At 43.9% G+C, this 13,971-nt stretch carries 6 protein-coding genes; 1 reads left to right on the top strand and 5 read right to left on the bottom strand.

Going from position 1 to position 13,971, the window contains the following annotated elements:
- Positions 1-33: 33 nt before the first annotated feature.
- The 4 genes from FPZ44_RS00240 to asnA all read right to left on the bottom strand — a co-directional run bounded on the left by FPZ44_RS00240 (position 34) and on the right by asnA (position 10,723).
- Positions 34-3,162 (bottom strand): cyclic peptide export ABC transporter, encoded by a 3,129-nt coding sequence (locus FPZ44_RS00240; protein WP_186785851.1) that lies wholly within the window; start codon positions 3,160-3,162, stop codon positions 34-36.
- Entirely contained in the window at positions 3,155-4,399 is a 1,245-nt protein-coding gene (locus tag FPZ44_RS00235) for a macrolide family glycosyltransferase (protein ID WP_144986293.1), read from the bottom strand. The genes FPZ44_RS00240 and FPZ44_RS00235 overlap by 8 nt, the downstream gene beginning before the upstream one ends.
- A 127-nt stretch (positions 4,400-4,526) precedes the next feature.
- Positions 4,527-9,071 carry a non-ribosomal peptide synthetase gene (locus FPZ44_RS00230; protein ID WP_186785850.1) on the bottom strand — a complete coding sequence of 1,515 codons (4,545 nt, stop codon included), beginning with the start codon at positions 9,069-9,071 and terminating at the stop codon, positions 4,527-4,529.
- Between the two features lie 653 nt (positions 9,072-9,724).
- On the bottom strand, positions 9,725-10,723 hold the full coding sequence (gene asnA / locus FPZ44_RS00225) for an aspartate--ammonia ligase (RefSeq protein WP_418789156.1): 999 nt from the start codon (positions 10,721-10,723) through the stop codon (positions 9,725-9,727).
- A gap of 597 nt (positions 10,724-11,320) precedes the next feature.
- On the opposite strand from asnA, the gene FPZ44_RS00215 reads away from it, so the two are divergent.
- Positions 11,321-12,574 (top strand): macrolide family glycosyltransferase, encoded by a 1,254-nt coding sequence (locus FPZ44_RS00215; RefSeq protein ID WP_144986289.1) that lies wholly within the window; start codon positions 11,321-11,323, stop codon positions 12,572-12,574.
- 118 nt (positions 12,575-12,692) lie between these two features.
- On the opposite strand, the gene FPZ44_RS00210 is transcribed toward FPZ44_RS00215, so the two are convergent.
- On the bottom strand, positions 12,693-13,946 hold the full coding sequence (locus FPZ44_RS00210; RefSeq protein WP_144986287.1) for an L-lactate MFS transporter: 1,254 nt from the start codon (positions 13,944-13,946) through the stop codon (positions 12,693-12,695).
- Positions 13,947-13,971: the final 25 nt, after the last annotated feature.

Raw genomic sequence — 13,971 nt, 5'->3', positions numbered from 1 at the left:
GCCACATCCTCTCATGCTGGCCTATTTACTCGTTCATCCTTTTTCAGAATAAACAAGTTCTTTATTCTCTTCGTTCTGCACGATTTGTACGACTTGCCCAAGCTCCATCTTGATTACTTGATCCGCCATATGGAAATATCGATCATCATGTGTAATCGCAATGATGCATTTACCTCGCTGCTTCAACTCAGGCAATAACGTGTGATAGAAGAACGCTCGGTACTCCGGATCTTGATCCGCTGCCCACTCGTCAAACAAGCAGATCGGTCGATCCTCCAAATAACTAATGAGCAGCGCCAGACGCTTGCGTTGACCCGTTGACAATTTGGTCGTATTTAACGCGCCGTCACGGATTTCCACCTTATCCTGTAGATGAAGGACATTCAGGTAATAAGCGATTTCCGACTGCTTCGTGGAGTACGGAACACCATACAGCTTATCGAATAAATAAAAGTCGCTGAATATCGCTGAAAACTGTTGGCTAAGATCTCTTGGTGCGATAGACTGGCCATTGATCGTTATGCCACCCTGTACAGGCTCATAAAGCCCCGTAATTAATTTTGCCAAGGTCGATTTGCCACTGCCATTGCCCCCAGTAATGAAGGTAATCTCGCCCGTGCGGAATGAGCAATCAATCGGACCTACCGCAAATCGCTCTCCTTCGCTATTGCCATAGTGATACTCGACTGCTTGCAGCTTAATCTCTACAGGCTCGTTAGCTTCCAAACTCGATGCTACTTGCTTCTCAGCCTCCTGAATGGAATCAAGCTCCTTCGACAGCTCGTTAATGCGATTCCAACTGATCCGCACGCGGAACAAGTTAGGGATCGTGCCGAGAATCCCATGTACCGGCCCTGTCATATAGAGCAGGACGAATACGTAATTGCGCAGTGTACTGACCTTTAAGTCACTGAACAACAGCGGGAACAAGAAGACGACCGCACCAATGACGAATGTAAATAGCAGCTCTCCAATGACGTTTACATTTGCGAACTTGAGATCCCCGCCAATCCTCTTCTCACGATAGGTATGGCAGTTTTCCTGCATATCTTGTTGGAAATCTGTGCGCTTGTCTTTGCTAATGCTTAACTCCTTAACCCCACCTGTCAGATCGTTAATAAAACGGAAAAATACGTTCTGAATGTCACGTGTCTGCTCCCATAACTGGTTGGCTTTTAATCCTATAAAATAATGCAAGCCCGCAGCCACGACGATAAATCCTATCGCCATGAGCACACCCATCGGGCTAATCATGCCCATGTACACAAAGCAACTGATCAAGGTTACTAAGCTAGTAGCTCCCGTGATCACAATATTGGAGAATCCGGATATCGTCTCTGTATCGTTATTGAGTGAAGCAGGAATTTTACCTTCCTCTACCCCTTCGATTTTCTGATACGACGTATTTAATATTTTTCCAAGCAGTTCCATTCGTTTCTCATATACCATGTCATTTGCGATTCGAACCAATCGAGTACGGACCAACTTCTGCCCGAAGACGTAGATCGCGATACCGAGTACAAAATAGACAAACATCCCGCTCTGAAACTTATCAATATCCCGATTCAATGTTTCATTGACGATAAAAATGATTAGGGCATTACCAAAGCCGCTTGCGACACTAAGCAGCGTAATCGCAAAAAATGAGCGGTCATCGGATTTCGGAAATACGGTCGTAAACAGGAAGTAGATTCCGAACAGGAACATCGTTGTATACATGGAAACAACAGCGTATAGAAGCGTATTAGGTGCCCAAACTTCGACAAATGCCCAGTCCACGCCCCAAAATAAAGTGCTCGGAATTTGATAGAAACAGTATGCAAGCCCTACCATAAATGCAGCGAATATTGAGAATCCTACTATTGTAGTCGCGTGGTGACCGACATAGCGGCGAGTGCCTCGAACGGCCTGCCAGATGGCTTTACTCGTCAGCCATAGAACCAACAAGACAACTGGTGTCGTTAATAGCAGCACGACGGAGGAAATCATATCAATACTTTTGTACATATCACTTCCAGGCTCCGGTACTTCCTTGCCAAGCATCATGTTCATAATGCCTTGTGCCGTTGTGATGGAGTAGGGAGAATTCATGTTGGTAAGTACGGCTACACCATAGCCATCATCCGGACGAACTGCAAAGTAGGACGAGTAATTGGGGTTAGCGCCAGCATGCGCCAGCATCCCCGTTCCATTCTGGTACACACTCCAACCGCCAGCGTAGGAAGAACCATCTCCAGCAGGCGATACAGAACGATCCGGTTCATGAGCGCGAATGAGCCATTTCTCAAAGCTTTTCGCTTCAGGCACAGCACCCATTTGAATTTTGAGCCATGTTGCCACATCTAGCGAATTGGAAATAATATAACCTGCTGGTGTGTTGCCTCTATACATAGGCGCATCATAAGCTGCTGCACGCAGCATGTTGTACTTGTAGCCTTGAGCCAATTCTCCATTTGTTGCTGCTTCCTCACGGAACAAGTACGTGTCACTCAGGTTCAGCGGAGCTAGTACATGCTGCTGGATATACGCCTCATAGGTCATACCTGATTGCTGTTGAATAATTAGACCTAGCACATCGTAGTTAATCGTTGCATACGAATACGTTTCACCAGGTTCATCGTCGAGCTTCTGGCCGATCTGAGTACGCACTGTGGCTTCAAGTGCCTGATCATCCATAGCGATAGGAATATCACTGATACTTTTAAACGGAATGCCGCTTGTATGATACAGCAAATGCTTCAATAGGATAGGAGCAGGCTTACCTTCGTACGTAGTCTCCAGCCAAGGGAGATACTTCGTGACTGGATCTTCTCGATTCACTAGTCCTTGCTCTTCCATCTGAATGAATGCTAATGCTGTATAAGCCTTGCTCGTAGAGCCAAGCTCAAATAACGTCTCTGGTCGAACAGGCAGCTCTTTGTCGACATCCGCGTAGCCGAACCCTTTTTGATAAACCGTTTCCCCACCTTTAACGATGACAACTGACATCCCAGGTATTTTCGATTTATCCATCATTTCTTCCACGTAAGCATCAATATTACTGATCGATGCAGCACCGACTGTTGAAGCTGCTGTCGCAGCCGCTACACCTGAACCCACTGTGCCTACACTTAACATAAGAATCAAACTTATCGATAATAGCAGCCGTTTTACATTACACATGGCACACCTTCTGCTTCGCAAATTGGATGATTTCATTAACAGCACGATCTAAGCCACCGGTGGCCTCAAAGGACTGCTTGACACGCTTACAATTGTCTCGATAACTTGTATTTGATAAGATCTGCTCTACTGCGTCTCGCAGCTCGTCTGTACTCGGTTCATGATTGCGCATGTAGATGCCCGCACCTGACCGCTCAACCATTAACGCTCCCATAAATTCATCGAAAACTTGAGGCAGAACAACCATCGGTACATGATGGCAAATCGATTCATAAATGCTGTTCGCTCCACCGTGTGTAACAAACGCATCGGCCCGACGCAAGAGCTCCAACTGTGGCACATAAGATCTAACAATAAAATTATCGGGAACAGCTCTGAATGCTGTTGGATCGGTATGCATGCCAATCGACATCACCACTTGATACGAGCTATCGTGAAATGCTTGGAAGCAAGTGTCATACAGTTCGGACAAATGATTCAAGATTGTCCCAAAAGCAATGTAGACAAGTGGTCTATCATCCAAGCGCTCGAAAGGGAAATCTACCGGCTCCGATCTAGCATAGATGTCATAGCCTGCGAATAGATGGGTATTGTCGAACACTTCCTCATGGATCTGAAATTGGCGAGATGTGAATAATAGATTTAACTTTTCTTTGCTGCAAAAAATATCATTCATCACATTAAGCGACGGCTTCCCGTATTTGAGTGATATAACACGTGCCAACTTGTCCAGCAGTTTGCGATACACATCATGCTTCCCTTTATGCTTGAGATAGAGTGGATCGTCCGTTGCGAGAAGCACGTACTCCATAAAGAACGATGGGTCCTTCTGAGCCATCTCATCGATAAATGGAAAGTTGGCGAATACAGCAATTCCCGGAATTTGCAACTTAGCTGCGAGCTCCTTGCCCCACAAGCAGAAGCTGTCATGAATAATATAATCCGGCTGCAACTGAGTAACTTCTTCCTGAAGCTCCTCGACTAATGTCCGGCATTTATCCATAAGAAAGTCCGCAAATATAAGAAACGTCTCAATGCCGGTACCATTATGCCTTCCAAAGCTAAGCAAACCTCGATAACTTCGGAATGAAGCTCCTGTCTGTTCAATTTTTTCACGAAATGGATCATTACAGTAATAAATGACCTCTTCGCCACTCTCAATCAACTTGTTGATCAATCCGAGCGTTGGATTCACATGCCCGTGCAGATCGACTCCAAAAAATACGACTCTAGACATATAAGATTGTACGACCTCCTTTGAGATCTTAAAAAACGAACATATGAGTTGGAATAACAAGCTTAATCAGAAATAGCGACCGTATAAGAAGCAAAAAATGGCGTAATCGAGCCGCATTCATCCATGATTACAGAAACAAGCTGTCCAGTTCGTCCTGAGAAATAGCAACCGTCTCGAAGTCAGACGGTGTATATTCCTTCACCTGCTTGCCGCAACAATGGTTCGTGATCAAGGTCAGTGCTTCCCCATATGACTGCATAAATCTAGAAATGGTCTCACCTGTAAACTGATTCTGACTGTAGGTAATACTCACACGCAGCGATTGATTTACGATCATGGCTTGCACATCCAGCAATGAAGTGAGTGTATTGTATTTACTTGTATCTGGACCACTGCTTTCCTCTGCTAATGTGAACCACGGGTTGTTCCAGATACTGTCAAAGTCTCCAAGAAAGTTAAACCGTATTAACTTTTTAGCATCATAATTCGATACTAATTTCTTTTGAGCTTGGAGTACCCCGAAACCAATGCCTTGGTCTGGTATTGTACGCAGTCGCTCCTTCGTTGTCTTCACTAGAGAAGCTAGTGAAGATTCATCAGACCCGCAAGTGGGTAGCGTTAGTTTCACCGGATACATACTTGTAAACCAACCAACCGTTCTGGAAAGGTCAATCTCATCATGGAGCTGCTCTCGTCCGTGTGACTCCAATTCAACCACTGCTTCTTCCATTTCAAAGCAGCTATATATCGTATGTGATAAGGCTGCTACTAACAGCTCCAGCGGCTTGGTACCATAGGCTCGGTGACTCTCATACAATAAGCTCCTCGTCTGCTCCACCGTAAGCCATTGCTCGATCGTATTGGCGCTGCTCATCAATGCTTCACCATGCTGTATTTCAGTTGGAATGAAGCTAATTTGTTCAATCGTAGATTGCCAGTCGTGAAGCTCCTGCTCTGCTATTCGATGATTCCATACATATTGGGACCACATTTGTAACGATGCCGTTTTGGACGGAAGCTGATACGATTCTCCACTAGAGTGACTATGAAGTGCTTCTGCCAGATCTTCCAGTAAAATACGCCATGATACACCATCCACAACGAGATGATGTGCAGTAATAAGTAATCTCTTTCCGTTGCCGCCAAGATCGAATAAGCACATCCCAATCAGCAGCGTATCAAGTAAACGGAACTGGGATTTAAACGTTTCACATTGCTCAAGCATCCGTAACTGTTGGGTTGGAATATCGGAATCGAGCTCCGCTAATGAAACGGAATGAACAAGTCTTGTACGATCAGTCTGACTCGAATATGTTAATGTTCCGGTTTGCATATCTACTTGTAGACGCAAGGCATCATGATGCTCTATAAGTTGCACGAGAATGGCCTCCAACACATGAAGGTCAATTTCTTGCTGCAATTCAAGTAATACGGATTGATGGTAATAGTCAGGTTCGCGCAATTGCAGTTGGAAGAACCAGTGAGCAATCGGCAGCGGTTCAAGCACCCCTTCACAACGTTCTTGTGAATAAACGTGTGAACTATGCAACGGTTGAATACGCAGCGCCATTTGCTCCAAAATTGGATATTCCAATATATCTCTAACTTTGAGCACGTATCCCGCTTTGTTCAATCTTGACGATAATTGAATCGCTTTTATGGAATCCCCGCCTAGATCATAGAAATGATCCGTAATTCCAATTCGATTATGCTGTAACACACCGCCAACGATTTCAATCAATAGTGCTTCATCACTACTCCGTGCTGCTACATGCTCGTATTCCTGTATTAAAGTAAAATCCGGTTCTGGTAGCAATGCGCGATTTACTTTACCGTTAATCGTTAATGGAATCTCATCCAGTTCCACGAATATCGAAGGCACCATATACGAGGGCACTTGCGCGGACAAGTATGACTTCAATTCCGAACTCGCAATCGAGCATTTCTTCACTATATATGCGCATAAGTATTTTCCAAGCGTCTCATTCTCACGGTCTATAACAACTGCATCTTGGATGGCTTCATGCTGCATCATAACCTTTTCGATTTCGCCTGTTTCAATGCGATACCCACGGATTTTCACTTGGTGGTCCACACGACCAACGTATTCGATCTTGCCGTCTTCAAGCCGCTTGACCAAATCACCCGTACGATACATTCGCGTTCCTTCGACAAATGGATTGTTCAAAAAACGCTCCTTGGTCAGCTCTTCCCGATGAAGATATCCTCTAGCAACTCCGTCTCCAGCGATATATAATTCCCCGATTGCTCCTGCACCTACGGGATTCTGGTCAGGATCAAGGATGTAGAGCATGACATTGTGTGCAGGCACGCCAATAGGTACAGATACTTGCCGATCCTCACTGCTGTTGAATAGATGAATCATGCAACCCACTACCGTTTCAGTAGGACCATACTCATTGTAAATTTCTATCGATTGTCCAAATAAAGCGGTTATGTCCCTAGCTAGATCTGTCTTAAGATCTTCGCCCCCAACGATAAAACGTCTAACTGTCGAATGCTGATAATCTCGTTCTTTGAGTAATGCAAGATGTGCGGGTGTCAGCTTCACTATCGTTGAAGCATTGTCATTTATAATTCGATATAAAATAAATTCATCGCCATCGTCCCGGTATACACCAATTCGGCCACCGCATATAAGCGGTGTGAAAATAGAAGTTACAGTGAGATCGAATGCTAGTGAGGAATAGAGCGGAAATATCGGTATCTCGTCACGAACATATACGTTCTTCGCCCACCAGATGTAATTCGTTAATCCCCTATGCTCGATCATCGCTCCTTTGGGACGCCCCGTTGATCCAGATGTATAGATTACATAAGCGAGATCAGTAGGTTCATGTGTATGACCAAGATTTGTTGCATCCAACTTATCCAGCTCAAGACTGTGATAGCCTTGTATTTCACCTGCAAACTCGGCTATAGCCCCATCTGTCATGTTCGTAAAAACGAGCTGTGTGCGAGAATCTTCCAGCATGTAACGAATCCGCTCTTCGGGATAGGCCGGATCAATGGGCAAGTATGCTCCGCCTGCCTTCATCACTGCCAATATCGTTACGACGGATTCGATTGAATGCTGCATCCATAGTCCCACGATAGATTCCCTTGTTACTCCCTTGGCGCTTAAATAGCGTGCCAGTCTATTAGCTTGCTCGTTCAATTGCTGGTACGTCCACCGTTCTTGTTCATACGTGATTACGATATCATTAGGTGTCCGTGTGACCTGCTCCTCAAATAGCTGAATGACCGATTGATCGGAAGGGTACGGTACAACCGTTGCGTTGTAATCGTAGAGCTCTCTTGCTCGCTCCTGCTCTGTTAGTATGGATAATTCTTTGATGGTAGCCTGTGGATTGTCTAACATTTGTTCGAAAATAAGATGCATTCGTCTGGACATTTCTTCGATCTGATTGGCGTGATACGCATCGAGGCGGTAATCAAAATCAAGTGTCAAACCCTCGGATGCTGACCAGTCTTTAATGACGAGCTGAAGTTCATAGACTTGATGGCCGTTGTAAAATTCAACATTTTCGATAGACATGCCATTCATCGTTGTAAGCAGCTTCGTATTGTAGTAGTTAACGCTCGTCTGGAACAGCTGATCATATCCTTGTTTCTTCAGTTCCAGATCCTGTACCAGCACATCGTACGGATAACGCTGATGGAAGTAACATTCCATCAATCCCTTCTGAGCCAGCTTAAGCGTCTCATCAATACTCATCTCGACATCCAACTGCCATCGGAATGGCATCGTACTCGTGAACATCCCGTACATCGACTTTTCCTTTTTTCCAGATCGATTCAGCACCGGCGTGCCAATTACGAGATCACATTGTTGGGTCGTTTTGTACGCATAGATCAGGTAGGCGAGTACAAAAAATGTATTCACTGATACTTTCGCTTCGCTTGTCATAGAATGAATGCGCTGCGAGAGTCCTGCATGAAGTTGTACGGAATAGCGTTTCCCCTCTGTGCTTGCAACAGATGATTGCGTTAAACTTTCCGGAAGCCATTGAAACTTGTCATGCCAGAATTGCTTGCTTTTACTACATCTCGGTGAGGTAAAATAATGCTCTGCATCTTGCACGTAGTTGACGTACGATGGCGGTTGTTGCTCATCTTCAAGGCTCTCGCCCTTCAACAGCCTCGTGTAGTTCTCGGCAATTTGTGACGTTGTCAACTGATTCGACCAGCCATCGGAAATGATGTGATGACATTTTACCAAGTAGCCATTATCCTCGTCCGATATACGAAATAACGCAAAATAGAAAAGCTTCGAGTTCAGTAACTGAAAGGGTCTCCCTGCCTCACGATGTACCCATGACCAAAAAGCTGATTCCGCATCCGCCTCTTCGGAAAAATCTAAGAAATCCAACGGTTGCGATTCGTACTCTGTAACGACCTGTGCGATCTGCGTTGCATCCCCATCCTGCTCCACAAGTTCAATTCTCAAGCCATCATGCTGTCGAATAAGGGTGTGGATTGCTTGCTCCAACAAGCTAAAGTCAATCGCTCCCTTTATTCGAACGGGACCGCCTATGTTGGCGAATGATGTGCCAGGAAAGATCTGTTCCATGTACCAAATACGCTTTTGCGGATGAGTCAAAGAATACGTCGTATTGCTCGGAGCCTGAACCGATGTCGGTACGGTCATAACAATCCTCCCGTTTCGTTCCATTTCATATCGCCTCGACCGATTGCGTGTTCCCACGCTCCTGTCCTGTATCGACGAACAATGAAAGACGTGAATCTGAATCATTCCTGAATCATTAAGTTGGTAAACAAGCTTATGTGAGATGTTGTGGGTTAGTTGAAGATTGGATCTTAGGTTCGTTCTTACGTTCTTCTAGTAGGTTAGGTTGATCTCATAAGTAGGATTAAAAAAGTATGTCTGATAAGTTGGGGATTGCAGGATGGAATATCGAATCATGATAGAATTAGAAATACTTTATCAAAGCTCGTCAAATAAAGTCAACAAGACGAAAGTTGTGTTCGAAAAACGTTCATTTTGGTCGAAAGTAGCATTCATTCATTAATATTTGTATTTTTTATGTCATTCTCGCTGCATGCATTAATAATTGCCCGATGCCGAGAAAACCCTTACGGTATCAGACTTTTTCTATTTTTTCGAGCGTATATTTACGATCTACCGCTAACTATCGGCATGTCTTATCGCCTTCTATTTTGTCGAAATAGCGATAAGTTATTTCTTCAATTTAACTGAAATCATTCGAATCTTCTATCTTAAGTTTTGATAAAGTTTATGAATGTAACTGCCTTAGACATCATTATCCCAAATTTATATAGTTAGCTAATGACGTTAAGCAACTCGATCTCACGTTCCCTGCATGCTTGTACCATTTCCTGCGGCCATACAGACATCTGCACCTGACCAATATGGAACTTGCGCAGCAGAAGCATAACAACACGAGATTGGCCAATCCCCCCACCCATTGTATAAGGGAGAGTACCATTCAAAAGCATTTGATGAAAAGGAAGCTGTGTACGGTCCTCACATCCACTATCTCGAAGTTGACGTTCAAGTGCGGCCTCATCTACACGAATACCCATAGAGGAAATTTCAACGGACGTTTCCATAACTGGATACCAGACGATAATATCTCCATTTAGCTGCCAATCGTCATAGTCTGGAGATCTGCCGTCATGCGGCTCGCCAGAAGCCAAGTTATCGCCAATTTGCATAATAAAGACCGCGCCCTTCTCTTTTGCGATCCTATGCTCACGCTCTTTAGGTGTCGTATCTACACCATACAGATCTTCAAGCTCTTGCGATGTGATAAAAGTTATTTCTTGTGGTAGGAAAGGTTCTAATGACGAATCCAGTTCTGCTACTTCCTCTTCTGTCATTTTTAGTGCCTCGTAGATGAGGAGGACCTTTTCCTTCAACGTTTCCACCGTTCGTTCTTGTCTATCGATAACCAGTTCCCAATCCCATTGGTCAACGTACAGCGAATGCAGTGGACTGAGCACTTCGTCACGCCGGATCGCCCGCATATCCGCGTACAATCCCTCACCCGGCTGCAAATCATAATAGTGAGTAGCCATCCGCTTCCACTTAGCCAACGACTGGACAACCTCCAGCATCATTGGCTGGTAACCAGCTGTATCGAACGTGACACATCGTTCCCAGCCATTCAAGTTATCATTGACGCCCGTGTCCCCCTCTACAAATAGAGGAGCTGACACCTTCATCAAGTTCAACTTCTCGCTCAGCTTATGCTCGAACAAGCTTTTTACTTTGTGAATCAGCTTCTCAGTCGCCTTTTTCGATACTTTACTCTCCAGTACGGTCCGTGCTTGAATAACCACTATGAATGCCCCCAAGCTTTCAACATATTTTTAATAGACGAAAGAACCTTCTAGCTTCTAACAAAAGTAAGATCAATGAAATAAACAGAGAAGATAAATAGAGGAAAATGTAACCTGTGTGCAAATGTGCTTTGGAAGTGTTGTGTACTGTGTGTTGTTGAATCGTTGTAGAGAGAATTTTAAAAGTTATACCGCTTTAAGTCAAATGTATGTAGCTGAGTAGGTATAATCTTAGAGGTTTGAGAGGATATAGATTTGTTTGACTTAGTGTTCTAGGTGCATCGTACACGCCTTCAAACGGAAAATCAAGATATGATAACAACCTTTCAATAATTATTCGCTAACCGTTGATAGATTTACTGGGGATATGATCATGCTGCCTGCATTAAGCTACTGTAATTTTTTAATCTTGAATGACATCGTCATCGGGCGAGTTAATTACTTAAAGTGAACTTAAGGTTAAAGAAAGAGGAATTACCGATCATAGGTAGAAATTGTATTTGGACGTAGAAGGACAGTGTATATTGGGTTGAACATATATCCTAGTTAACAGATTAGAGAAGGAGGAGTGTAATGTCTAAGCTGATATATTTCGGGATCGATCTACACGGACATATCAATGTTTCACTGGGGTTGATACGAGCGCTTGTTGAGAAGGGTGAGGAAGTACTCTACTACTCCAGTAACGAGTTCCGTGAAAAAATTGAGGCAACCGGCGCTCAGTTTAGAAACTACGAGGATATGGGTGGATTCGAAATGCGAGAGGGGGATCGCGTCGATACGTTCCTGCTATTCTCTCATTATATTTTAGATAAAAGCCGATCACTCGTAGAAAGATTCAAAGATGAGGTTACGGCATGGAAACCTGATTACATCATTCATGATGCATTTGCGTATTGGGGGAAAGAATTTGCCCAACTGCTTGGTGTTCCTGGCATATCGGCATTCGCCACATTCGCGTATATCGACGAAATGGCAGATTTTGATCCTACTTTCTTTATTACTAATTTTATTCGGATTGAAGATCATTCGGTCTATAAAAAATATAAGGAAGCTGATCTTTACCGAAGATTAGTTGATATGTCCTCCAAAACCATTGCATCCAAATACAGGCTAAATAACGTGAATGTCATTAATGATATATTGGGTAGCAAAGAGAAACTAAATATTATATATAGTTCCAAGTCCGTTTATTTATTCCCGGATTCGTTCGACGATAGCTATTTATTTGCTGGTTACTCTATCACTCCGCGCAAAGAGACGGTGGAATTCCCTTTCGATCAACTTGATGGCAGGCCGTTAATTTACATTTCATTCGGTACTATCTTGAATGAATTAGGAGAGTTATTCCTGAACTGTTTCGAAGCCTTTGAACAATCGGATGTACAGGTAGTAATGTCAGTGGGCAATCATTTGCGATTGGATGACCTTAAAGGCATTCCCGACAATTTTATCGTCCGCAACTACGTGCCGCAGCTTGATATACTAAAGCAAGCAAGTGTGTTTATTAATCATGCAGGAACGAATAGCGTGTACGAAAGCATTTGCTTCGAGGTACCACAGGTTGTCATACCGCAAGCGTTCGATGAATTTATGGGAGCTGTAATGGTAGAGCAGGCTGGAATCGGGATTTACATAAGAAATATGGCTCCAACTGCCGACGAACTGCGAGAAGCGGTGCAGCAGGTGCTGTCGGATTCGACTTATAGAGACCGCAGTACAACCATAAAAGCTAGTTTCAGGCCCTTGGAATATGCAATCAATGAGATTGCCGCATATGTGGAACGAGAGCGCGCCGCATCAATAACAACCTCACGCTCCTCTTAGATACCACTTACACGAAAAATGGCGTCCTTTGCGCATCTTATATGTGTAAAGGACGCCTGTTTAACTTTATAACACTCTTTCAACGGTCTTTCTTATCGAATAAGATGCTCTACTGCAATTATCCCGCATTATAATGCGGTTTCAGTACAGACTCTTGTTTCTTGTTCGACTCATTACGTTGGCCAGGTGCTGTGATAAAAATAGCAATCAAGAAGGATATCATGCACAAGACCGCGATTACATTAAAGGTAACTTGGAAACCTCCAAACAATACACTTAGGAACGAACCAGCCAAAGCACCTAAACCGAAACCTTGATAAATGATACCGTAGTTTTTGCTTTGATTTTTCAAACCGAAATAGTCAGCAACTATCGCTGGAAATACGGTGATGTTACCGCCAAAGCAGAATGCAATCACCCCGACACATATGAAAAAGAGCCCCACGTTCAAAGGTACGAAACTTAACGTTACGACTGACAAAGCCGTTGCGAGCAGCGCACCCGCTACAACTTTCATACGTCCTACTTTATCCGACAATGCACCGAGTATGATCCGGCCAGCTGTATTGAATATCGCCACCATCGCTACAGCATTAGCTGCTGTACTGACATCAAGACCAGCAAGCTGTACACCGATGTCTTTGACGATACCAATTAGATACAACCCGCTCATACAAGCTGTGAATAGAATAACGAATAGCATATATGCTTCTTTCGTACGCAGCATTTCTTTGACCGTATAGTTCCGTTGACTCTGTGATTGAGTATTGGCGTTCGAAGAAGTTTCTGTCATTACAGCTTCTTTAATTAAGAATGAACCGACAATTACCATCACCATTACGATCAATCCCCAGACTAGAAAAGCTTGGGAAACCCCTAATGTATTAATAAAATGTCCATTTATATATTTAAAGAGCAAGCTGCCTGTCCCAAAAGCTCCTACGGATACCCCCGCTATTAGCCCTTTACGCTCAGGAAACCATTTCATTAAATTCGATAGCGATGTAATATATGCTGTACCATCTGCAAAGCCAACAACTACACCAGCAAGCAAATATAACATCCACAACGATGAAACTTGCGAGCTAGCGATCAGTCCTGCACCGAGGACAGCACCTGAGATCATCGTCAGATTTCGGATACCGATACGATCCTGTATTTTACCAGCAAACAGTGTTGCAAATGCCAATGCGAAGCTGGTAATGGAAAACGTAATTGATACGGAACTGAGCTCCCAGCCAAACTTGTCAGCTAACGGCTGATTAAATAAACTCCACGTATATATTGTGCCCAATCCCATTTGTATAATGATCGTTCCAAGTACGATCATCCACCGATTTACCTGTCGTTGAGTTGCTTGATGCATACTCATGATAAATCCCCTCTTTCCATTCTGC

Origin of the sequence: Paenibacillus agilis (assembly GCF_007786455.1) — a bacterium.
Taxonomy (GTDB): domain Bacteria; phylum Bacillota; class Bacilli; order Paenibacillales; family Paenibacillaceae; genus Paenibacillus_B; species Paenibacillus_B agilis.
The sequence above is the reverse complement of the archived record's forward strand: the minus strand, read 5'-3'. Positions and strand labels throughout refer to the sequence as shown.

Excerpts from the sequence above, each read along its gene's own strand:
- FPZ44_RS00240 (WP_186785851.1), bottom strand. The coding sequence starts at position 3,162 with ATGTGTAATGTAAAACGGCTGCTATTATCGATAAGTTTGATTCTTATG.
- FPZ44_RS00235 (WP_144986293.1), bottom strand. The coding sequence starts at position 4,399 with ATGTCTAGAGTCGTATTTTTTGGAGTCGATCTGCACGGGCATGTGAAT.
- FPZ44_RS00230 (WP_186785850.1), bottom strand. The coding sequence starts at position 9,071 with ATGACCGTACCGACATCGGTTCAGGCTCCGAGCAATACGACGTATTCT.
- FPZ44_RS00215 (WP_144986289.1), top strand. The coding sequence starts at position 11,321 with ATGTCTAAGCTGATATATTTCGGGATCGATCTACACGGACATATCAAT.
- FPZ44_RS00210 (WP_144986287.1), bottom strand. The coding sequence starts at position 13,946 with ATGAGTATGCATCAAGCAACTCAACGACAGGTAAATCGGTGGATGATC.